At 75.7% G+C, this 22,396-nt stretch carries 18 protein-coding genes, 1 tRNA gene and 2 pseudogenes; 18 read left to right on the top strand and 3 right to left on the bottom strand.

Annotation, left to right across the window (positions count from 1 at the left end; translation table 11 throughout):
- Positions 1-348: 348 nt before the first annotated feature.
- From AC1VL8_RS13505 to AC1VL8_RS13575, 15 genes and pseudogenes are all read left to right on the top strand, one after another.
- A complete protein-coding gene (locus AC1VL8_RS13505) occupies positions 349-1,218 on the top strand; it encodes a heme o synthase (RefSeq protein ID WP_483075511.1) in 870 nt (289 codons plus the stop codon).
- Positions 1,219-1,272: 54 nt separating this feature from the next.
- Entirely contained in the window at positions 1,273-2,280 is a 1,008-nt protein-coding gene (xerD, locus tag AC1VL8_RS13510; protein WP_483075512.1) for a site-specific tyrosine recombinase XerD, read from the top strand.
- Between the two features lie 29 nt (positions 2,281-2,309).
- Complete coding sequence (locus AC1VL8_RS13515) at positions 2,310-3,176, top strand: ParA family protein (RefSeq protein WP_389228519.1); 867 nt, start codon at positions 2,310-2,312, stop codon at positions 3,174-3,176.
- Positions 3,160-4,063, top strand: a pseudogene (locus AC1VL8_RS13520) (segregation and condensation protein A). The gene AC1VL8_RS13515 and the pseudogene AC1VL8_RS13520 overlap by 17 nt, the downstream one beginning before the upstream one ends.
- Positions 4,060-4,731, top strand: coding sequence for an SMC-Scp complex subunit ScpB (scpB, locus tag AC1VL8_RS13525; RefSeq protein ID WP_483075513.1), 672 nt, complete (start codon positions 4,060-4,062; stop codon positions 4,729-4,731). The pseudogene AC1VL8_RS13520 and the gene scpB overlap by 4 nt, the downstream one beginning before the upstream one ends.
- Positions 4,732-5,345: 614 nt before the next feature.
- Positions 5,346-6,056: a pseudouridine synthase gene (locus AC1VL8_RS13530; protein WP_483076253.1), complete on the top strand. Its 711-nt coding sequence runs from the start codon at positions 5,346-5,348 to the stop codon at positions 6,054-6,056.
- Positions 6,053-7,195, top strand: a complete 1,143-nt coding sequence (locus AC1VL8_RS13535; RefSeq protein WP_389228532.1) for a prephenate dehydrogenase — start codon at positions 6,053-6,055, stop codon at positions 7,193-7,195. The genes AC1VL8_RS13530 and AC1VL8_RS13535 overlap by 4 nt, the downstream gene beginning before the upstream one ends.
- On the top strand, positions 7,192-7,923 hold the full coding sequence (gene cmk, locus AC1VL8_RS13540) for a (d)CMP kinase (protein WP_483075514.1): 732 nt from the start codon (positions 7,192-7,194) through the stop codon (positions 7,921-7,923). The genes AC1VL8_RS13535 and cmk overlap by 4 nt, the downstream gene beginning before the upstream one ends.
- Positions 7,920-8,579 carry a lysophospholipid acyltransferase family protein gene (locus AC1VL8_RS13545; RefSeq protein ID WP_483075515.1) on the top strand — a complete coding sequence of 220 codons (660 nt, stop codon included), beginning with the start codon at positions 7,920-7,922 and terminating at the stop codon, positions 8,577-8,579. Before cmk ends, AC1VL8_RS13545 begins: the two co-directional genes overlap by 4 nt.
- A gap of 49 nt (positions 8,580-8,628) precedes the next feature.
- Positions 8,629-10,197 (top strand): ribosome biogenesis GTPase Der, encoded by a 1,569-nt coding sequence (der, locus tag AC1VL8_RS13550; RefSeq protein WP_389228541.1) that lies wholly within the window; start codon positions 8,629-8,631, stop codon positions 10,195-10,197.
- Entirely contained in the window at positions 10,194-11,315 is a 1,122-nt protein-coding gene (locus AC1VL8_RS13555) for a hypothetical protein (protein ID WP_483075516.1), read from the top strand. The genes der and AC1VL8_RS13555 overlap by 4 nt, the downstream gene beginning before the upstream one ends.
- An 84-nt stretch (positions 11,316-11,399) precedes the next feature.
- On the top strand, positions 11,400-12,047 hold the full coding sequence (locus AC1VL8_RS13560; protein ID WP_483075517.1) for a GntR family transcriptional regulator: 648 nt from the start codon (positions 11,400-11,402) through the stop codon (positions 12,045-12,047).
- Positions 12,044-13,306 carry an MFS transporter gene (locus AC1VL8_RS13565; protein ID WP_483075518.1) on the top strand — a complete coding sequence of 421 codons (1,263 nt, stop codon included), beginning with the start codon at positions 12,044-12,046 and terminating at the stop codon, positions 13,304-13,306. Before AC1VL8_RS13560 ends, AC1VL8_RS13565 begins: the two co-directional genes overlap by 4 nt.
- Before the next feature lie 48 nt (positions 13,307-13,354).
- Positions 13,355-13,428: transfer RNA gene (locus AC1VL8_RS13570), tRNA-Pro, on the top strand.
- Between the two features lie 159 nt (positions 13,429-13,587).
- Complete coding sequence (locus AC1VL8_RS13575) at positions 13,588-14,664, top strand: hypothetical protein (protein ID WP_483075519.1); 1,077 nt, start codon at positions 13,588-13,590, stop codon at positions 14,662-14,664.
- Positions 14,665-14,704: 40 nt separating this feature from the next.
- Here AC1VL8_RS13575 and AC1VL8_RS13580 read toward each other — a convergent pair whose 3' ends face one another.
- The gene (locus AC1VL8_RS13580; RefSeq protein ID WP_483075520.1) at positions 14,705-15,223 is read right to left on the bottom strand and encodes a MarR family winged helix-turn-helix transcriptional regulator; all 519 of its coding nucleotides are present in this window, start codon (positions 15,221-15,223) and stop codon (positions 14,705-14,707) included.
- 104 nt (positions 15,224-15,327) lie between these two features.
- Between AC1VL8_RS13580 and AC1VL8_RS13585 the strand changes: the two genes are divergently transcribed.
- Positions 15,328-16,119, top strand: coding sequence for an SDR family NAD(P)-dependent oxidoreductase (locus AC1VL8_RS13585; protein ID WP_483075521.1), 792 nt, complete (start codon positions 15,328-15,330; stop codon positions 16,117-16,119).
- Positions 16,120-16,193: 74 nt separating this feature from the next.
- On the opposite strand, the gene AC1VL8_RS13590 is transcribed toward AC1VL8_RS13585, so the two are convergent.
- Positions 16,194-17,315, bottom strand: a complete 1,122-nt coding sequence (locus tag AC1VL8_RS13590) for a PrsW family glutamic-type intramembrane protease (RefSeq protein WP_483075522.1) — start codon at positions 17,313-17,315, stop codon at positions 16,194-16,196.
- 237 nt (positions 17,316-17,552) lie between these two features.
- Between AC1VL8_RS13590 and AC1VL8_RS13595 the strand changes: the two genes are divergently transcribed.
- Positions 17,553-18,068, top strand: coding sequence for an SRPBCC family protein (locus AC1VL8_RS13595; RefSeq protein WP_483075523.1), 516 nt, complete (start codon positions 17,553-17,555; stop codon positions 18,066-18,068).
- A 30-nt stretch (positions 18,069-18,098) separates the two neighbouring features.
- Here the strand turns inward: AC1VL8_RS13595 and AC1VL8_RS13600 are convergent, their stop codons facing one another.
- Complete coding sequence (locus AC1VL8_RS13600) at positions 18,099-20,255, bottom strand: peptidoglycan-binding domain-containing protein (RefSeq protein ID WP_483075524.1); 2,157 nt, start codon at positions 20,253-20,255, stop codon at positions 18,099-18,101.
- 385 nt (positions 20,256-20,640) lie between these two features.
- On the opposite strand from AC1VL8_RS13600, the pseudogene AC1VL8_RS13605 reads away from it, so the two are divergent.
- Positions 20,641-22,373: pseudogene (locus AC1VL8_RS13605) on the top strand (ABC transporter ATP-binding protein).
- The last annotated feature ends 23 nt before the right edge of the window (positions 22,374-22,396 follow it).

Consider the following 22,396-nt stretch of genomic DNA (forward strand, 5'->3'; position numbering starts at 1 on the left):
GGCCGGGCGACGCTCACGCCCGGGACCCGTGGTGCCGCGGTGCCGAGCGTGCTGTTCGAGCCTAGACCCGCAGCCGGGGGTGCTGCCGGTCGTCCACAGGCCGACAGGCCCCGGGGCGACGGACGTCACACCCCTGGGACCGAGGTCCCAGGGCGCTCCTGGCCGCACCGACCGTCCGCGGGGCCGTACGATGGCCAGGATCATCCGCGGGGCCCTGCTGCCCCGCGGTCCGAGGAGGGGCGGAGGACCGGAGTGCGCACGACGAGCCCTGCAGCTCCCGCCGGCGCCGCCTCCCGACCCACGACGCCGCCGTCGACGGCCCCCGCGGGCCGCACGGTCCGGCAGCGCGTGCTGTCCTACGTGGCGCTGACCAAGCCCCGCGTGATCGAGCTGCTGCTCGTGACCACGCTGCCGACGATGATCCTCGCCCACGGCCGGTTCCCGTCCGTGGGCCTGGTGCTCGCGACGCTGGTCGGCGGCGCGGCCGCGGCCGGGTCGGCGAACGTCCTCAACTGCTACATCGACCGCGACATCGACCAGGTGATGAACCGGACCAAGCGCCGACCCCTGGTCACGGGGGAGATCACCCCGCGCGCCGCGCTCGTGTTCGGGCTGGCGCTGGGCGTCGTCTCGCTGCTGTGGCTGGCGCTGCTGGTGAACGTGCCGTCGGCGCTGCTCACCGGCGGGGCGATCCTCATCTACGTCATCGGCTACACGATGATCCTCAAGCGCCGCACCCCGCAGAACATCGTCTGGGGCGGCGCGGCCGGCTGCATGCCGGTGCTGATCGGCTGGTCCGCGGTGACCGGCGGGGTGTCCTGGGCGGCGGTGCTGCTGTTCGGCGTGATCTTCTTCTGGACCCCGCCGCACTACTGGCCGCTGTCGATGAAGTTCCGCAAGGACTACGCCGCCGCCGGCGTGCCGATGCTGCCGGTGGTCGAGTCCGACCCCAAGGTCGCGCGCCAGATGATCGCCTACACGCTCGCGATGATCGCGTGCTCGCTGCTGCTGTGGCCCGTCGCGTCGATGACCTGGGTGTACGGCGTCGTGGCGACCGCGCTGGGCGTGTGGTTCCTGTGGTCCTGCATCGGGCTGTACCGTCGCGCCCAGGACCCGTCCCGCGGCAAGCTGCGCGCGATGTCGGTGTTCCACGGGTCGATCACGTACCTGTCGCTGCTGTCGGTCGCGGTGGCGGTCGACGTGTTCCTCCCGCTCTAGCCGGCGGCCCCCGAGCGCGCCGGCCCGGTCCGGCGAGGCAGGGAGGACGACCCGATGGCGGAGGCCCCCGCGCTGCGCTCCGCCCTCGACGGCTACCTCGCGCACCTGACGGTCGAGCGCGGCCTGTCCGCGAACACGCTGGCCGCCTACCGACGCGACCTGTCCCGCTACGTCGCGCACCTCGAGCGGGCCGGGCGGACCGGGGTCGCCGACGTCGCCGAGGCGGACGTCGAGGACTTCCTCACCGCCGTCCGGACCGGGTCCGACGACCGCGCGGTGCTGTCCGCGTCGTCCGCGAAGCGCGCGGTCGTCGCGGTGCGGGGCTGGCACCGGTTCTGCGTCCTCGAGGGCCTGAGCGGCGACGACCCCGCACGCGGCGTCCGGCCGCCGAAGCAGGCGCAGGTGCTGCCGAAGGCGATCGCGACCCACGAGGTGGAGCGCCTGCTCGACGCCGCGTCGCTCGGGGACGGACCGGTGCCGCTGCGGGACCGTGCCCTGCTCGAGCTGCTGTACTCCACGGGCGCGCGCATCTCGGAGGCCGTCGGGCTCGACGTGGACGACCTCGACCTGACGCCGGGCCGGGCCGCCGTGCGGCTGTTCGGCAAGGGCAGCAAGGAGCGCGTGGTCCCGGTCGGCGCGTACGCGGTGGAGGCGGTCGAGGCGTACCTCGTGCGCGCGCGCCCGGCGCTGGCGGCCGCGGGCCGGCAGCAGGGGAGCGGCGCGGCGGTGTTCCTCAACACCCGCGGCGCGCGGCTGTCGCGGCAGAGCGCGTGGGCGGTGCTGCGGACGGCGGCGGAGCGGGCCGGGCTCCCGGGCGCCGAGCACGTGTCCCCGCACACCCTGCGGCACTCGTTCGCGACCCACCTGCTCGCGGGCGGCGCCGACGTCCGCGTCGTGCAGGAGCTGCTCGGGCACGCGTCGGTGACCACCACGCAGATCTACACCAGGGTGACGCCGGACACCCTGCGGGAGGTCTACGCCACCAGCCACCCGCGTGCCAGGCGGTCGACGCGGGGCCCGGCGCCGTCCCGGACCGCCGCGCCCGGCGCGGGACGCGGCTGACGGGCCGACCGCTCCGGTAAGTTGTCCTGGTGGCACGCGAGGAGACGACCGAGACCGTTCTCGACCCGGTGGGCAGGCCCCTGCCGGACTTCGCCGTCCCCGCGCCCCTGGCGTCGCACGGCCCGGCCCGCGTCATCGCGATGTGCAACCAGAAGGGCGGGGTCGGCAAGACGACCACGACCATCAACCTGGCCGCCGCGCTCGCCGAGTACGGCCGCCGGGTGCTCATCGTCGACTTCGACCCGCAGGGCGCCGCGTCGGTGGGCCTGGGCGCGAACCCGCACGAGCTCGACCGGACGGTCTACGACCTGCTGATCGACCGGCACGCAGTGGTGGGCGAGATCATCCGCCCCACCGAGATCCCCGGCCTAGACCTGCTGCCCGCGAACATCGACCTGTCCGCCGCCGAGGTGCAGCTGGTCAGCGAGGTCGCCCGCGAGTCGATCCTGGCGCGCGTGCTGCGGCCGGTGCTGGACGACTACGACGTGGTGCTCGTCGACTGCCAGCCGTCGCTGGGCCTGCTCACCGTCAACGCGCTGACCGCGTCGCACGGCGTGCTGATCCCGCTGGAGTGCGAGTTCTTCGCGCTGCGCGGCGTGGCGCTGCTGGTCGAGACGATCGAGAAGGTCCGCGACCGGCTGAACCCGCGCCTCGAGGTCGACGGCATCCTCGCGACCATGTTCGACCCGCGGACGCTGCACGCCCGCGAGGTCGTCGCCCGCGTCTACGAGGCGTTCGGCGACACGCTGCTGCACACGATGATCGGGCGGACCGTGAAGTTCCCCGACGCGTCGGTGGCCGCCGAGCCGATCACCACCTACGCGCCGACCCACCCCGGCGCGCACGCGTACCGGCAGCTGGCGCGGGAGCTCGTCGCCCGTGGCGACGCCGCCTGACACGGCGGCCCCGACCGGGACCGACACCGCGGCGCCGGGAGCCGTCGACGACGGCGCGTTCCGCGTGCACCTGGACAACTTCTCCGGGCCGTTCGACCTGCTGCTGGGGCTGATCTCGAAGCACAAGCTCGACATCACCGAGGTGGCGCTGGCGACCGTCACCGACGAGTTCATCGGCTACATCCGGGCCGCCGAGCGGTCCGCGGCGGACGGCGGGCCGACCTGGGACCTCGGGCAGGTGAGCGAGTTCCTGGTCGTCGCCGCGACCCTGCTGGACCTGAAGGCCGCGCGCCTGCTGCCCGCGGGCGACGTCGAGGACGCCGAGGACCTCGAGCTGCTCGAGGCGCGCGACCTGCTGTTCGCGCGGCTGCTGCAGTACCGCGCGTACAAGGTCGTCGCCACCGACATCGGCTCGCGGCTGACCGACCAGGGCCGCCGGTTCCCGCGCACCGTGCAGCTCGAGCCGCACCTCGCCGCGATGCTGCCGGAGCTCGTGTGGCAGATCGGCCCCGAGGAGCTCGCGGCCCTGGCGGCGAAGCCCCTGGCGCCCGCACCGCCTCCGCCCGACGTCGACATCAGCCACCTGCACGCCCCGGCGGTCAGCGTCCGCGAGCAGGCGGCGCTGCTGGCCGACCGGCTGCGGTCGGGCGGTCCGGCGTCGTTCCGCACGCTGACGGTCGACGCCGGGTCGACGCTGCTCGTGGTCGCCCGGTTCCTCGCGCTGCTCGAGCTGTTCCGGCAGGGGGCCGTGGGGTTCGACCAGGTCGAGCCGCTGGGCGAAGCTGACCGTGCGGTGGACGGGTGCGGGCGACGACGAGGTGACGGTGGACACGGACTACGACGAGGGCGACGACGCCCCGGTGCCGACGGAGGGGCAGGACGGATGACGGACCCGACCGCGCAGGTGACGGACGGCGCCGAGCCGGTGCTCGCGCCCGGACTCGTGCCCGAGGAGCCGGCGCCGGACGTCGACGACCTGCCCGGCGGTGCCCTGGCGGCGCTCGAGGCGGTGCTCATGGTCGCCGACGAGCCCGTGCCCGCCGTCCGGCTCGCGAGCGTGCTCGGCCTGCCCACGGAGCGGGTCGGCGCGCTGCTCGCCGAGCTCGCCGCCGAGTACCGCGGGGAGCGCGGCGGGCGACCCCGCGGGTTCGAGCTCCGGCACGCCGGCGCCGGCTGGCGGATCTACTCCGCCCCCGCCTTCCACCAGGTGGTGGGCGGCTTCGTGCTGGACGGGCAGACGGCCCGCCTCACGCAGGCGGCGCTCGAGACCCTGGCCGTGATCGCGTACCGCCAGCCGGTCACGCGCGGGCAGGTCTCGGGCGTGCGCGGCGTCAACGTGGACGGCGTCGTCCGGACGCTGACCACCCGCGGACTGGTGGCCGAGAGCGGCACCGATCCGACCACAGGTGCGGTCTTGTACCGGACCACGGGATACTTCCTCGAGCGGATGGGCCTCACGGACCTCGATGAGCTGCCCCCGCTCGCGCCGTACCTGCCCGAGATCGATGCGTTCGACGGGCTGGACGGCGCCGACGGTACGACAGGAGACGTGTGATGAGTACAGCAGGACAGGGCGGCCGAGGCCGCGGCGGAGCGGGCGGCGGGAACGGCGCGCGCGGGGCCGGCGGCGGTGCGGCGGGCCGGTCCGGCGGTGCCGGACGGGGCGGCCAGGGCCGGCCCGGCGGCGGTGCGGGACGACCGGGCGGCTCCGGCCGGCCCGGCGGGTCCGGGTGGTCCGACGGCGGCGGGCGGTCCGGTGGCGCCGGGCGACCCTCCGGCCCCGGGCGACCCTCGGGCGCCGGGCGGCCGTCGGGCGGCGGCTGGTCGGGCGGTGAGTCGCGCGGTGGTGCGCCCCGCGGCGGCGAGTCGCGTGGTGGCTGGCAGGGCGGCGAGTCCCGCGGCGGCGGCCAGGGTCGCCCCGGCGGTCCGTCCCGCGGTGCGGGTCCGTCCCGTGGGACCGGCGCGTCCGGTGGCGGCTCCGGTCGTCCGCAGGGTGCGGGTGCGGGGTCGCGCGGTGCCGGCGGTCCCCGCAGCGGTGCCGGTCAGCGTGGTCCCGCCGGCGGCATCGGCCGTCCCGGGTCGCGGTGGCCGTCCGGTCCGACGCGTCCCGCGCCGCGCCGCACGGGCGCGGAGCCGACGGTCGACGTCCACGACCCCGAGGGCGTCCGCCTGCAGAAGGTGCTCGCCCAGGCGGGCCTCGGCTCGCGCCGCGCGTGCGAGGAGCTGATCGCGGCGGGTCGCGTCGAGGTCGACGGGCAGATCGTCCTGGAGCTCGGCGTGCGCGTCGACCCGAAGGCGTCGGTGATCCATGTCGACGGCCTGCGGCTGCAGCTCGACCAGAACGTCATCACCCTGGCGCTGAACAAGCCGCTGGGCGTCGTGTCGACCATGCACGACCCCGAGGGCCGGCCGTCGCTCGCGCAGTTCGTCGAGAACCGCGAGGAGCGGCTGTTCCACGTCGGGCGCCTGGACGCGGACTCCGAGGGCCTGATCCTGCTGACCAACGACGGCGAGCTGGCCAACCGGCTGTCGCACCCGTCCCACGGAGTCGCCAAGACGTACCTCGCGACGGTCGAGGGCCGCGTCTCCGGCGGGATCGGCACCCGGCTGCGCAAGGGCGTCGAGCTCGAGGACGGCGTCGTCGCGGTGGACTCGTTCCGGCTGGTCGACCAGACGCCGCAGGCGAGCATGGTCGAGATCGTGCTGCACGAGGGCCGCAACCGCGTCGTGCGCCGGCTGCTCGAGGAGGTCGGGCACCCCGTGACCCGCCTGCTGCGCACGCAGATCGGCCCGATCAAGCTGGGCGACCTCCGCCAGGGCCGCACCCGCGTGCTCGGCAAGGCGGAGGTCGGGTCGCTGATGACGTCGGCGGGCATGTGAGCACGTCCGCCACGACCGCCGCAGGTGCGGGCGGGGTCGCCACACGCGGCCCCGTCCGCGTCGTCGGCACCGGGCTCCTCGGCGCGTCGGTGGGGCTCGCGCTGAGCACCCGCGGCGTCGAGGTGACCCTGCACGACCCGTCCCGGACGGCCCTGGCGCTGGCGCGCGACGTCGGCGCGGGCCGCCCGGCGGCCGACGGCGACGCGGAGCCCGCCCTGGTGCTGGTGGCCGCGCCGCCGGACGTGACGGCGGACGTGGTGCGCGCCGAGCTGGCCGCGCACCCCGGTGCGGTCGTCACGGACGTCGCCAGCGTCAAGGGGTACGTGCTGCGCGAGCTGCGCGCGGCGGGTGCCGACCTCACCCGGTACGTCGGGTCGCACCCGATGGCCGGGCGGGAGCGCTCGGGCCCGGCGGCGGCGGTGCCGGACCTGTTCGTGGGCCGCCCGTGGGTGGTCGTCGACTCGGGGGAGTCCCGGCCCGACGCCCTGCTCGCGGTGCGCGCGCTGGCGACCGACCTCGGCGGCGTACCGGTGACGATGGACGCCGACGCGCACGACGCGGCGGTGGCGGCCGTGTCGCACGTGCCTCAGGTCGCCGCGAGCCTGGTGGCCGCGCGGCTGCGCGGCGCCGAGCCCGACGCCCTGGGGCTCGCCGGCCAGGGCCTGCGCGACGTGACGCGGATCGCGGCGTCGGACCCGGCGCTGTGGACGTCGATCCTCGCGGCGAACGCGGCGGCGGTGCGCGACGTCCTCGTGGGGCTGCGCACCGACCTGGACGAGGTGCTGGCGGCCCTCGACGGCGCGGCGCGCGCCACGGGCCCGGAGGACGTGGAGCTCGGCGCCCTCGCTCGGCTGGCCCGGCTGCTGGCCGACGGCAACGCCGGCGTGGCGCTGGTGCCCGGCAAGCACGGCGGCGCACCGCGCCGCTACGCGGTGACGACGGTGCTGGTCCCGGACCAGCCCGGCGAGCTCGGCCGGCTGCTGACGGACGTCGGCGCGGCGGGCGTGAACCTGGAGGACCTGCAGCTCGAGCACGCGGCGGGCCGACCCGCCGGCATGGCCGCGGTGTCGGTGGACCCCGCGCGCTCGGCGCACCTGGAGGCGGAGCTGACGGCCCGCGGATGGAGACTGGTGAGATGAGCACGCGCGACGAGCACGGGGTGCGCCCCGTGGTGGTGGCGGTCGACGGGCCCTCGGGCTCCGGCAAGTCGACCGTGTCCCGGCTGGTGGCCGAGCGCCTCGGCCTGGCGTACCTCGACACGGGCGCGATGTACCGCGCCGCGACCTGGTGGGCGCTGCACCGCGGCGTCCCGCTGACGGACACCGACGCGGTCGCGACGCTGGTGCGCGAGATGCCGCTGGTGATGGGCGTCGACCCCCGCGACCCCGGGGTGCACGTGGACGGGCACGACGTCGGCGCGGCGATCCGGGAGACCGCGATCTCGGCCGCGGTGAGCGCGGTCGCGACGAACCTCGAGGTGCGGGCGGAGCTCGGACGCCGGCAGCGGGCCGAGATCGCCGCGCAGGCGGTGTCGTCGTCGTTCTCGGGCGGCCGCGGGATCGTCGCGGAGGGGCGGGATATCACGACGGTGATCGCGCCCGACGCCGACGTGCGGCTGCTGCTGATCGCCAGCGAGGAGGCCCGGCTGGCCCGGCGCGCCCGCGAGGTGCACGGCACGGCCGACGCCGCCGCGGTCGAGGCGACCCGCGACCAGGTGGTGCGCCGCGACGCCGACGACTCCACGGTGTCCCAGTTCCTGGTCGCCGCCGACGGCGTGGTGACGGTGGACTCCTCGGAGCTCGACCTGGACCAGACCGTCCAGGCGGTGCTCGACGTCGTGGCGCAGGCCACGTCCCTGCACGCGTGACCACGGCGGAGCCGCTCGGCGAGGTCCCGGCCTGGGCGCGCGCGATCGGGCGGGTCCTGGCGCACGGTGTCTGGGACACGCGTGTCGTCGGGGAGGAGCGCGTCCCGGCCACGGGCCCGGTGCTGTTCGCCGCGAACCACACCAGCGTGGTTGACGGGCCGATCCTCGAGGGGGTCACGCCGCGGCGGGTGCACATCCTGGTCAAGGAGGAGATGTTCACCGGCCCGGTCGGGATGGTGCTGCGCGGGGCGCGGCAGATCCCCGTGGACCGCGCCGGTGGCCGCTCCGCTCTGACCACGGCGCTCGGGGTGCTGCAGGCGGGCGGTGCGGTCGGGGTGTTCCCCGAGGGCAACCGGGGGCGCGGGGACGCGTCGTCGGCGCGCGCGGGCATCGCCTGGCTGGCGGTGAACGGGCACGCGCCGGTGGTCCCGGTCGCGATCCTCGGGACCCGGCGCACCGGCGAGTCCGTCGGGCACGTCCCGGGGCTGCGCCGACGCGTGCACGTCGAGCTGGGGGAGCCCGTCCGGCTCGAGCCGGTCGAGGGCCAGTCCCGCCGGGCCGCGGTCGTCGCGGCCACCGAGACCATCCGCCTGGCGCTGTCCGCGCTCGTCACGGAGGCCTCCGGGCGGGCCCGGATCACGCTCCCGACGGACTGACGCCGGGTCGCGGTCGATCGAGGGCCCGCCGTCGGGGACAATGGTGCCCATGCATGACAGCGAGCCGGCCCAGCCGACCACCACCGGACCCCTCGAGGACGAGGTCGTCGACCTCGCCGCGGAGGGCGCCGGCACCACGGAGGCCGAGCCGTTCGACGGCACCGACGTGACCACCGAGGCGGCGGACGACGCCACCCGCGAGCGTGCCCTGCGCGCGGGCCTCGAGGAGTACGACCTCGCCGAGGAGGACGTCGCGCTGCTCTCGGGCGACCTCGAGGACCTCGACGAGCTCGGCCAGCACGTCGTGCTGCCCGTGCTCGCCGTCGTCGGACGCCCGAACGTCGGCAAGTCGACGCTCGTGAACCGCATCCTCGGCCGCCGCGAGGCCGTCGTCGAGGACAAGCCGGGCGTCACCCGCGACCGCGTGTCGTACCCCGCGGAGTGGGCCGGCCGCCGGTTCACGCTGGTCGACACCGGCGGCTGGGAGGTCGACGTCGCCGGCATCGAGGCGCGCGTCGCCGAGCAGGCCGAGGTCGCCATCTCGCTGGCCGACGCCGTCCTGTTCGTCGTGGACGCCACCGTCGGGCCGACCGCGACCGACGAGCGCGTCGTGAAGCTGCTCCGCAGGTCCGGCAAGCCGGTCGTGCTGTGCGCCAACAAGGTCGACGGCCCGCGGGTCGAGGCCGACGCGTCCGAGCTGTGGAGCCTCGGCCTCGGCGAGCCGCACCCCGTCTCCGCGCTGCACGGCCGCGGCACCGGCGACCTGCTGGACGCGGCGATGGCCGCGCTGCCGCGCGTGTCCGCGCACGGCGCCGCCCGTCCGGGTGGTCCGCGGCGCGTCGCGCTGGTGGGTCGCCCGAACGTCGGCAAGTCCTCGCTGCTCAACAAGGTGCTCGGCACCGACCGCGTGGTCGTGGACGACGTCGCCGGCACCACCCGCGACCCGGTCGACGAGCTCGTCGAGCTCAAGGGCATCCCGTGGTGGTTCGTCGACACCGCCGGCATCCGTCGCCGCGTGCACCAGACGTCCGGCGCGGACTTCTACGCCTCGCTGCGCACCCAGGCCGCGATCGAGAAGGCCGAGGTGGCCGTCGTGCTCCTCGACGCCTCGCAGCCGCTGACCGAGCAGGACACGCGCGTGATCCAGCAGGTCATCGACGCCGGTCGCGCGCTGGTGATCGCGTACAACAAGTGGGACCTCATGGACGAGGACCGCCGCCCCTACCTGGAGCGGGAGATCGAGAAGGAGCTCGTCCAGATCACCTGGGCGCCGCGCGTCAACATCTCCGCCCGCACGGGGTGGCACACCGACCGGCTGGTGCCGGCGCTCACGCGGTCGCTCGAGTCGTGGGACACCCGCGTGCCGACCGGCAAGCTCAACGCGTTCCTCGGCGAGCTCGTCGCGGCGCACCCGCACCCGCTGCGCGGCGGCAAGCAGCCCCGCATCCTGTTCGCGACGCAGGCGTCGACGCGCCCGCCGCGGTTCGTCATCTTCGCGTCCGGGTTCCTCGAGGCCGGGTACCGGCGGTTCATCGAGCGTCGCCTGCGCGAGACGTTCGGGTTCGAGGGCACGCCGATCTCCATCTCCGTGCGCGTCCGGGAGAAGCGCAAGCGGTGAGCCGCGAGGCCGCGCGGCGTCCCGGCGGGAGCGCGGTCGAGCCGCGCACGGCCCGGCGGTCGCCGGTGCTCGTGCTCGGGCTGCCGCGCGACCCCGCGGGGCCCCGGCACGTCGCCGGGTTCCTGGTCGTCACCGTGCTGACCGTGCTGGTGACGCGCGGTCTGCTCGCGCTGTCCGGCTACCCCCAGGTCGGGGGCGGCGGCCTGCACGTCGCGCACGTCCTCTGGGGCGGCCTGCTGATGGCCCTGGCGGTCGTCGGCGCGCTGTCCTGGGCCGGGCCCGTGGTGCGCCCGCTGGCGGCGCTGGTGGGCGGCATCGGGTTCGGGCTGTTCATCGACGAGATCGGCAAGTTCGTCACGTCGGACAACGACTACTTCTTCGAGCCCACGGCGTCGCTGATCTACGTGGTGGTCGTGTTCCTGGTGCTGCTCGGCGAGGCGATCCACGGCCGCCGGGCGCGCGACCCGCACGAGACCCTGGCCGCCGCGGCCGACCTCGCGGTCGCCGGGCTGGCGGGCGGGTTCTCGACCCGGGCCCGGCGGCACGCGCGCGAGCTCGCGCAGGCGGCGGGCGACGTCCGGGGCGCCGCGGAGGTGCGCGCCCTGCTCGACGTGGTCGAGGACGACGCGCGCGAGCTGCCGGACCCGATCAGCGCGGTCTCGCAGGCCGTGGTGACGGTGTCTCGCCGTGTCGTGCGGGTCCGCTGGCTGCCGCGGGTGACCGTGGCGGTGCTCGCGGTCGCGACGCTCTACACGGTCGGCCGGGGCGTGGTGCTGATCGCCCAGGGTGCGGACCTGCCGTGGTGGGCCGAGGTCGGGATGATCGCGAGCGGCGCGCTGGCGCTGGTCTGCGCGGCCGTCGGGCTGCGGCGGGTCGGCGCGGACCGGCGGCGCGGGTACGAGTGGTTCCGCCGCGCGGTGCTGGTCAACCTGCTGCTGACGCAGATCTTCCTGTTCCGGATCGACCAGTGGAGCGCGGTGTCCGGGCTCGTGGTCGACCTGCTGCTGCTGGGCCTGGTCGCGGCCGAGCTCGACGTGCTGCGGGGCCGCGACGACGGGGACGGCAGCGCCGCGCAGGAGGCGGCGCGGGCGACCGAGACCGCCGCACCCGACCGCTGAGCGGTCCAGCCCGCGACCCTTGCCCGTCCCAGCGGGTGGACCGCCGCCGCACCGTGGGATGCGACTGAGATACATGTAGTGACCATGAACATGCTCGCGCCGCCCGCCGCGGAGACCGCGTACGGCCACGTGAAGGGGGCGCTGCTGTCCGGGCGCCTGCCGGCGGGGGAGATGCTGAGCGAGGGCGACGTGGCCGCCGAGCTCGGGATCAGCCGCACACCGGTCCGCGAGGCGTTCCTCCGGCTGGCTGCCGAGGGCTGGCTGCGGCTGTTCCCGCGGCGCGGCGCCCTGGTGGTCCCCGTCGCCCCGGGCGAGGCCGAGGCGGTCGTCGACGCCCGGCTGCTGCTCGAGGGGCACGCGGTCGAGGTCGCCGTCGCCACGCCGGCCACCCGCGAGGCGCTCGTCGCCGGGCTGCGCGCCCTCCTCGACCGGCAACGGGCCGCGGTCCGCGCCGGCGACCTCGACGCCTACGCTGAGCACGACAGCGCGTTCCACCTCGCCCTCGTCGCCGCGGGCGGCAACGCGGTGCTCACGGAGTTCGCCGCCACGCTGCGCGAGCGTCAGCGGCGGATGATCGCGCTGTCCGTCGGGGCGGCGGGGGAGCGGGCGCCCGGGTTCGTCGCGGAGCACGAGGCGCTGGTCGCTGCCGTCGAGGCCGGCGACGCGGCGGGCTTCCGGACCGCGCTGCGAGCGCACCTGCACGACGCGCACCTGCCGGGAGCGGGTCGGTGACCGCCGTGACCGCCGACGCGGCCGCTGCGACGCCGGGCGCCGGCACCACGACCGTCGGCGCCCGCACCTGGCTGCGGGTCGGGGCGCTGATGTGCGCGGTCGCGTGGGGCGGGAACGAGTTCACGCCGCTGCTGGTGATGTACCGCGAGGTCAGCCACCTGTCCGCGCTCACCGTGAACGTGCTGCTCGCCGCCTACGTGCTCGGGATCGTGCCCGCGCTGCTCGTCGGCGGCCCGCTGTCCGACCGGTACGGCCGCCGGCCGCTGCTGCTGCCCGCCGCGCCGCTGGGGATCGTGGGGTCGCTGGTGCTCGCCCTCGGGCCCGCGTCGGTGCCCGCGCTGGCCGCGGGGCGGGTGCTCTCGGGGCTCGCCCTCGGGCTCGTGATGGCCGTGGGTACGACCTGGGTCGCGGAGCTGTGCGCGGCGGCAGGCGAACCACGTGCCGGGGCGCGCCGGGCGTCGCTCGCGCTCACCGCCGGGTTCCTGGTCGGTGCCGGGCTCGCCGGGGTGCTCGCGCAGTGGGGCCCGTGGCGCACCGGCACCCCGTACCTCGTGCACGCGGTCGTGACGGTCGTCGCCGGCCTGGGGGTGCTGGCGGTCCCGGAGACCCGCCGACCGACCGGCGACCGGGGCCGGCTGCGGGACGACCTGCGCGTCCCGGCCGTCGCGCACCGGCGGTTCCTGCGCGTCGTGCTGCCGCTCGCGCCCTGGGTGTTCGGCGCCGTGGGGTCCGCGTACGCGGTGCTGCCCGGCCTGATGCGCGAGCACGCCGGCGGTATGCCGATCGCGTTCTCCGCGCTGCTCACCGTGGTCACCCTGGCCGTCGGGTTCGGCGTGCAGACCCTCGGCCGGCTGGTCGACACGCACCGCAGCGCCCGCGCGTCGGTCGTGGCGCTGGTGATCCTCGTCGTCGGCATGGGGCTCGCCGCGTGGGCGTCCCGCACGCTCGCGCTGCCGGTCGTCCTGCTCGCCGCCGCCGTCCTCGGCGCCGGGTACGGGCTCGCGCTGGTCGCCGGGCTGTCCGAGGTGCAGCGCATCGCGACGCCCTCGGACCTCGCCGGGCTCACCGCCGTCTACTACTCGGCCGCGTACCTCGGGTTCTTCGTCCCGGCGGTCCTCGCGTGGCTCTCCACGCGGTGGGCCTACCCGCAGATGTTCGTCGCCGGGGTCGGCGTCGCCCTGGTCTGCCTGGTGGTGGTCGCCGCCGCGTGGCGCGCCCACCTGCCGGTGGGGGACGAGGCAGCCCTGCGGATGCGGTAGAGTTTCCGAGGCTCCTGCGGGGGCCACCGAGGTCCTTCCGAGGACCATCGGGCTGTGGCGCAGCTTGGTAGCGCACTTGACTGGGGGTCAAGGGGTCGCAGGTTCAAATCCTGTCAGCCCGACACATCGTGTCGCAGGTCAGAGGCCGTTTCCGGAAGACCGGAGGCGGCCTTTCCCCTGTCCGGGGTGGCTCAGTGCTCGCGCGCGTCGTGGCCCGCGTACGGTGGAGCGGCCGCGGGTCGTCCGCCCGTCGGCGTCGCGCTCGGGGTGCGGAGGCTCACGTGGTGGTGTCGGGGTTCTGGCTGAAGCGGGCGACCGCCGCGGAGTTCGAGGCCGTGTACGACGCGGCCACCTGGCCGACGTACGCCGACGACCGCGGGCGGACCCTGCTCCCGGACGCGCTGACGAACCGGGACCCGGCGACCCGCGCGCTCATGGTGCGTCGGCTGGTGGACGACGGCGCGGACGCCGCCGTGGTCCTGGACGAGGGCTACACGGTGCTGCACGTCCTGCTGGGGCAGCGCGCCCGGGACCCGGAGGTCGACCCGGGGCTGGTGCGGCACCTGATCGCCGCCGGCGCCGACCCGAACCGGGAGGCGGGTCGGCACCTGCGCCGGCCCGTCGAGGAGGTCGACCACCCGAAGCTCTCGCCTGCCGAGCACGAGCCGTACTACCGGGCCTTCTTCGACCAGCCCGGCCTGGAGCTCCTCGACCCCGGCCGCCGCGGCCGCTCGGTCCTGGACGCGGCGCGGCTGCACCGGTTCCGGCGGCCGCAGCTCTTCGAGCACGTGATGGCGTACCTGGAGCGGATCGACGCGGTCCCGGTCGGGGAGCCGCTGACGCAGACCGCGACCTGGCAGCGGCTGGACGAGGTCCTGGCGGTGTACACCGCCCCGGACGCGACCTCGGTCGAGCCGGGCAGCGCCGACACCCTGCTGCACGCGGTGCTCCGCAACCCGGACCTGGACGTGCGCACCGAGCTCGTGCCGCGGCTGCTCGCGGACGGGGCGGACGTCACGGTGCGCAACCGGGCCGGGGAGACCCCGCTGCACCTCGCGCTCGACCGCTCGGGCGACCGGGACCCGGTGCGCGACGCCGGCGTGGTCGCGGCGCTGCTGGCCGCGGGGGCCGACGGCAACGCGCAGCAGGCCGACGGCGCCGTGCCGCTGACGTTGCTCGCCGGACAGGGGAACGCCCCGGAGGACCGGCTCGGGCCGCTGTACGACGCGCTGCTGGCCGCGCCCGGCCTCGACACCTCGGTCGTCGTCGCGAAGGGGCGGACCGTGCTCGACGTGCTGCGCACCGCGCGCCCGCCGCGACCGGTGCTGCTCGCCCGCGCGGAGGCGCTGGGGGCGTGACGCCCGCTCGCGCACCGTCGCCGCCACGGTCCTGCGCGGTTCATCTCCCGGGTCGTGCCCTGTCGACGGGCGCCGGTGCGGGCTGGTACGCCCCCTCGGCGCGGATGCCCTGGGCGATGCGCCGGCTGATGTCCCGCAGCTGCCGGTTCTGGGCCGGGGTGAGGCGGTCCAGCACCAGCCGGCGCACGTGGCGGACGTGCCCCGGGCCCGCCTCCTCGGCGGTGCGCCGGCCCGCGGCGGTGAGCACGGCGAGGGTGAACCGTCCGTCCGCGGGGTCGGGCGCCCGGCGGAGCCACCCCCGCGACTCGAGCCGGGTCACGGCGCGGGACAGCCGGGACAGCGAGCTGTTCGCGTAGTCCGCGAGCACGCTCATCCGCAACGTGCCCTCGGGGGCCCGGTCCAGGGCGTAGAGGATCCCGTACTCGAAGTGCGTGAGGCCGGCGTCCCGCTGCAGCTGGGCGTCGAGGGCCGGCGGCAGCCACTCCAGGACGGTCGCGAGGGCGGACCACGTCTCCAGGTCCTCCCCGGTCAGCTCGGCGGCGGTCTGCGGATCCGTCATGGGGCCAGCGTAGTCCGTTCACTTGATCGGGAAAGTCATCGCCACCTACGATGACTTGACTGAGCAAGTGAATGCGGCCTCGCGAGGTCGCCGGAGGAGGACGCGTGGATCTGGGACTGGCAGGCAAGCGGGCGTTCGTGAGCGGGTCGACGCAGGGCATCGGGTTCGCCATCGCGCGGGCCCTGCTGCGTGAGGGCGCGGAGGTCGTCGTCAACGGGCGCGACCAGGACCGGGTGCACAGCGCGGTCAACCGGCTGCGCGGGGAGGTGCCCGAGGCGGTCGTCTCCGGGATCCCCGCGGACTTCGCCGACGCCGCGCAGGTCGAGGACCTCCTCGACCGGCTGGGCGACGTCGACGTCCTGGTGAACAACGTCGGCGTCTTCGACGTGGCGCCGTTCGACCGGATCACGGACGCCGACTGGCGGCGGTACCTGGACGTCAACCTGATGAGCGGCGTCCGGCTCACCCGTCGGCTGCTCGGCCCGATGCTGGCCCGCGGCTGGGGCCGGGTGCTGCTCATCAGCAGCGAGTCGGGGGTGGACGTCCCCGCGGACATGACGCACTACGGCGTGACCAAGGCCGGAATGATCGCGCTCGGCAACGGCCTGGCCAAGACGACCCGCGGGACCGGCGTTACGGTGAACACCGTCCTCGGCGGGCCGACCTACTCGGACGGCGTCGCACGGACCGTCGCCGGGTTCGCCCGCGCCCACGGCGTCCCGGAGGAGCAGCTGAAGAGCGACCTCGCCGCCGCGCGCACCACCTCGCTGCTGCAGCGCTTCCTCGAGCCGGAGGAGGTCGCCGACCTCGTCGTGTACCTCGCGAGCCCGCGCGCGTCGGCGACGAACGGTGCCGCGCTGCGGGCCGACGGCGGGGTGCTCACGACGCTGCTGTGAGGCGGCGGGGCCTCGCGCGGGGTCGCGTGCGGACGACGTCGGTCCCGGTCGGGAGACCGACGCGCCCGGGACGGTCAGGACCGGGTCGCAGGCTCCGCGGCGCCCACGTCGTCGGTGCCGGTGGCGACGGCGTCCGTCGGCAGGTGCCGCGGGGTCCAGGCGCGTGTGACGCGGCCGATCAGCGTCGGCGGCGTCGACCGGCGCGCCCCGGCGCGGAACACCACGTACATCACGATCGGGAGGCCGCACTTCAGCAGTCCGATCAGGGGCGCGATCTCGGGCGCGTCGCAGACCGCGGTGGCCGAGCTGTCGTTCAGGGAGTGGACGACCATGACCAGCAGGATCCCGCCGACGGCACCGGGCGTCCCGCGGCGGCCGTCGAGGTGCCACAGCCGCCACGCGACGGCCACGGCGATCCCGGTCCACTGCCAGTGCAACGGGGAGACGAGGAGGATCCGCAGCACCTGGGCGGCGGCGACGCTCGCGGGGTCGGTCGCGATGCCCGCCCCGCCGCAGAACGAGGGACCGGACGCCGCCGGCAGCTGGTAGGCGTACCGGGTGGTCTCGGTGATCGCGAACCCGAACCCCGCGGCCAGACCGAGCCCGATCCCGGCGCGGGGGTCGCGGTAGGTGCCGAGCAGGAACAGGGCGAGCGGGACCAGCAGCTTGGTCGACTCCTCGACGAACCCGACGGTCGCGGTGGCGGTGCGGACGCCGTAGGTGTCGATGACCCAGCCGTTGAGGTTGCCCGCGACGAGCAGCGCGGCACCGGACGTCGCGACCACCACCGCGAGGAGCTGCCCGGGCCCGATGGCCCGGGACAGGTCGAGCTGCTGGTCGACGAACCGGTAGAACGCCCAGCAGACGCCGGCCATGCCGAGCAGGCTGGTCGCGGCGATGACGTGCACCTGACCGGTCGACCGGTAGAGCGCGGTGCCGGCGACGAGGACGACCACGGCGCCCGCGAGCCACCCGACCCACGAGCCCCAGAACCGCCCCCGGAACCGGTGGCCCCGGTCCGCGGGCTCGCCGCCGTCCGCCACCGACCGCGTCCAGGCGCGGGAGTCCCAGAACCGTCGGCGTGCCGTCGTGCTGGCGGGGTCGGGGAACCACCCGGCCGCCGGGACGCCGGGAACCCGCAGGGCCAGGCGGTAGGCGGCCCACGTGCCCCCGACCACGGCGAGGGCGGGGAGCACGAGCTCGAGTGCTGTCGTGGTGCTCTCCTGACGTCGCGGGGCGCTGGGCGGATCGTGCGGGCGAACACCTGCACCGCAACCTAGTGCCCGGCACGCGGCGACGGAGCCCGGTCCGAGCGGCCCGCGCCGTGCTCGGTGGACCGGGACGGCCCGCGTCAGACCGGCCCGGGCCCCGGGTCTGGTGGCGGTGGGTCCGTCGGTGCCACAGTGGCGGTCCCGACCCACCCAGGAGGCACCATGACCGTCCAGCCCACCGGACGCCGCGAGGACCGCGACGGGACCGACGTGCTCGTGCTCGACCGGACGCTGCCGATGCCGCCGCGCGAGCTCTGGGCCGCGGTCACCGAGCCCGACCGGCTCGCCCGGTGGATCGCCACCTGGTCCGGCGACCCCGCGTCGGGGAGCGTCGCCGTCCGGATGACCGCCGAGGGCGACGACGTGGCCGAGTCCACCTACGAGGTGCTCGCCTGCGAACCGCCGCGTCGGCTCGCGGTGCGCAGCGTGAACCCGTGGGGCGTGTGGAAGCTCGAGCTCGTCGTGTCGGCCGCCGGTGCGGGGTCGACCCTGAGCTTCGCGCAGGTGGTGCACGACGCCGCGGCGCTCGGTGACATCGGCCCCGGCTGGGAGTACTACCTGGACCGGCTGGTCGCCGCCGAGACCGGGGGCGACCCGGACGCGATCGACTTCGCCGACTACCACCCGGTGCTCGTCGAGCACTACGCGGCGCTGCCGGCGCCGGGGGGCGCGGACTGAGGCGTCCCCCGGCGCAGGAGCGGCAGGAGGTCAGCGCTGCGACGCCAGGGCGGCCCAGGTCCGACGGCCGACGACGCCGTCCGCCACCAGCCCGTGCGCCCGCTGCCACGCCAGCACCGCGGCGCGCGTCCGCGGCCCGAAGCGCCCGTCGGCCGGGGCGCCGACGAGGCGCTGGATCGTCGCGACGGCCTGCCCGCGGGCGCCCTGTCGGACACCGCGCAGCACGAGGGCCTGCGGCACGGACGCGGCCGTGATCGCGGACACGCCCGAGCCACCGTTGGCGACGTCGACGAGCGCCGCCCAGGTGAGCGGCCCGACGATGCCGTCCGCGACGAGCCCGTGGGTCCGCTGGAACGCGCGGACGGCGGCCGCGGTCTGCCGCCCGAACCGGCCGTCCGCCGTCACCCCGAGCAGTCGCTGGATCAGGGCGACGGACGGGCCGGACTGCCCGCGGGCGACGCCGCGCGCGATCCTGGACGCCGGGATCGCGTCGGCGCGGAGCGCCGGCGTCGCGGGGACCGGCGCCGGCGTCGTCGGGGTCACGGGCCCGGTCGGGCGGGGTGTGAGCGGGTCGGGGACGACGGGGCCGGGCGTCGGGCCGGGGTCCGGCGCGCCCGCCACGTCGAACACCCAGCGGTACGTGCTGGTGTTCCCGGCGAGGTCGGACATCGAGACGACGAGGTCGTGCGGACCCGGCTGCAGGCCGCCGAACCGGAGGACGGCCGAGCGGGCGTCGGTCCCGGTGAACTCGGTCTCGGCTCCGCTGTCGAGCCGGTACGCCCACCGCCCGACCGTCTCGTCCGCCACGTAGCGGAACGTCCAGGCACCGGCCTCGAGGGTCCGGGTGGTGTCGAGGAGCTGCGGCGCCGCCGTGTCCGGGCCCCCACCGTCGACGTCGAACACCCAGACGACGACCGTGGACGCGCCGGCGCCGTCGGTGGCCCACACGGACAGGACGTGCCGGCCGGGCGGCAGGTCGGCGAGCCGGAGCTCGGCTCGCCCGGCGTCCGCGTCGGCGATGCCGTACCGCGGGGACCCGTCGAGCGAGTACTCCCAGGTCGCGACCGGCGCGCTGCCGTCCTCGACCCCGTAGCCCCACACCCACGTGCCGTCCGGCTCGAGCCCGCCGCCGGAGCCGATCCGCGGGCCGCCGTGCCCCGGGACGTCCACCTGGAACAGGTCCTCGATCCGGGTCACCTCGCCCGCGGCGTTCTGCGCCCAGACCGTCAGGACGTGGCTGCCGTGCGCGAGGCCCTCCAGACGCAGGGACGCCCGGCGCGCGTCGGCGCCGGGGATCCGCGTGACGGCCCCGCCGTCGACGGCGTAGGTCCAGCGGACGACGTCCTCGTCCTCCGCACCGAAGCCCCACACCCAGGCGCCGTCCTCGACGCCGCCGCCCCACCCGACGGGCGGGCCGTCCTGCGCGGGCGCCGGCGCCTGCACGACGAACGAGAACGGCAGCCGCGTCACGCCCCCCGCCGCGGTGCTGGCCGTGACCTGGATCGTGTGCGGGCCCACCGGCAGGCCGGGCAGGCGCAGCTCCGCACGCTCGTCGTCGACCGCGGCGAACGGCGTCACGGGGCCGCCGTCCAGCTCGTACGTCCACGCGACGACGTCGCGGTCGACCGCGCGGAACGTGAACGACGGGGTCTCGCTGCTCAGCGAGCCGCTGCTCTCGACCCGGGGCGACGCGGGCGCCGGTGCGGGCACCTCGACCGTCCAGGTGGCGGAGCCCTCGTTGCCCGCGGCGTCGAGCGCCCAGACGGTGAGCAGGTGCAGGCCGACCGGCAGGCCGTCGAGCACGACGCGGGCGTGCCGGGCGTCGTCGCCGGTGGTCATCGTGCGCCCGGCGCCGTCGACCGCGTACCACCAGCCGACGACGTCCTCGTCGGCGGCGAGCTCCTGCGTCCAGGCGGTGCCGACCAGCGACCCGGTACCGGCGAGGCCGGGGCCGGTGACGTCGTCCACCTCGTCCACGGCGCTCGCCGTGGGGCCGCCAGCCGCGGGGACGGGGTCGGCGGCGACGGGGTCGGCGGGCACGGGGTCGGCGGGCACGGAGTCGGCGGGGGAGCCGTCGCCAGGTCCGGTCGGTGCGGCGGTCGCCGGCGCGGCGAGGCCGCCGGTGGTCGCCGCGACGAGCGCGGCGCTCACCACGGCGGAGCTGAGGCGGGTGGTACGTGCGGACATCGGTGGTGCCTTCCTGCCGGGAACCGGCGTCGGTCGTCTCCTGCCCCCGCTGGTCACAGGCCCGGGACAGCGGACGCACAGCATCCGCAGGCGCACTCTGGCACCCCACGCGCACCCGGCACCGGGAGTTCTGCCGGGCGGTGGTGACGGACGGCTGGGATTCACCCGTTCGGCGCCGCGCCGCACCACCCGGTGCCGGTCCGTCGGGACCGGGACGGAGCGCCACTAGGTGGGTGACGGGCTCCGTCGAAAAGGGGACGCTGAGTGTCGGACCCGGTGCGTACCCTCGGTTCTGCCGATCACGCGCCGCGCCCCCGCGCGGCCGTCACCGTCGCGCCTCGCCGCGCGTCGACCCGCCATCCCCCCGACCCACCTGGAGACCCGTGTGCTCGCCCGACTGCTGACGCGCTACCTGCGCCCCTACCGCCGGCTGCTCGTCGGCGTGCTGGTGTTCCAGCTGGGATCGGCCCTGGCCATGCTGTACCTGCCCAGCCTCAACGCGAAGATCGTCGACCAGGGCGTCGCGCTCGGCGACACCGGCTACATCTGGCGCACGGGTGCGCTGATGCTCGCCGTGTCGCTGGGGCAGATCGTCGCGGCGGTCGTCGCCACCTACTTCGCGGCCCGCGCGGCCATGCAGGTCGGTCGCGACCTGCGCGACGACGTGTTCGGCCGGGTCAGCGGGTTCTCCGAGCGGGAGATCTCCCGGTTCGGCGCCGGCTCGCTCATCACGCGCAACACCAACGACGTCCAGCAGGTCCAGATGCTGGCGATGATGGGCGCGACCATGCTGGTCACCGCCCCGCTGCTCGCCGTCGGCGGCATCATCATGGCGCTGCGGCAGGACGTCGGGCTGTCGTGGCTGATCGCCGTCGCCGTGCCGGCCCTGCTCCTCATCGCGGGGCTGATCATCAGCCGGATGGTCCCGCTGTTCCGGTCGTTCCAGACCAAGCTCGACGCGGTCAACCGGATCATGCGCGAGCAGCTGACGGGCGTGCGCGTCGTGCGGGCGTTCGTCCGGGAGGACATCGAGCAGGAGCGGTTCCGCGGCGCGAACACCGACATCATGGTCGTCGGCCGGAAGATCGGCTCGCTGTTCGTGGTGCTGTTCCCGCTCGCGATGCTGGTGCTCAACGTGACGGTGGTCGGCGTGATCTGGTTCGGCGGCATCGAGGTCGACAACGGCTCGGTGCAGATCGGCACGCTGCTCGCCTTCATGCAGTACATCGGCCAGATCCTCATGGGCGTCCTCATGGCCTCGTTCATGACGGTGATGATCCCGCGCGCGGCCGTCTCAGCCGAGCGCATCTCCGAGGTGCTGGCCAGCGAGTCCACGCTCGCCGAGCCCACGGAGCCGGTGCGCACCGCGCCCCGCCCGGGGGAGGTCGCGTTCGAGGACGTCACGTTCGCCTACCCCGAGGCCGAGCACGCGGTGCTGTCGGGCGTCACGTTCACGGCGGAGCCCGGGCAGACCGTCGCGGTCATCGGGTCGACCGGCGCGGGCAAGACGACGCTGGTCTCGCTCATCCCGCGGTTGTTCGACGCGACCGGCGGCGTCGTGCGCGTCGGCGGCGTGGACGTGCGGGACCTGGAGCTCGAGACCCTCTGGACGCAGATCGGCCTCGTGCCGCAGCGTCCGTTCCTGTTCGCCGGGACGGTGGCGTCGAACCTGCGCCTCGGTCAGGAGGACGCGAGCGAGGCCGACCTGTGGCGCGCGCTCGAGATCGCCCAGGCGAGCGACTTCGTGCAGCAGATGGACGGCGGCCTGGACGCGCGGATCGCCCAGGGCGGCACGAACGTGTCCGGCGGCCAGCGTCAGCGGCTCGCCATCGCCCGCGCGATCGTGCGCCGGCCCAGCGTGCTGGTGTTCGACGACTCGTTCTCCGCGCTCGACCTCGCGACCGACGCGCGCCTGCGCGCGGCGCTCTGGCGGAGCTGCCCGAGGTCACCAAGGTCGTCGTCGCCCAGCGCGTGTCCACGGTGACGTCCGCGGACGCGATCCTCGTGCTGGAGGACGGCCGCGTCGCCGGGCTCGGCACCCACGAGCAGCTGCTCGAGACCAACCAGACGTACCGCGAGATCGCGGAGTCCCAGCTCGCGGTGGAGGCCGGCGCATGACCGAGAAGACGACGAGGCGCGGC

This window comes from Cellulomonas sp. KU4C (genome assembly GCF_056868065.1).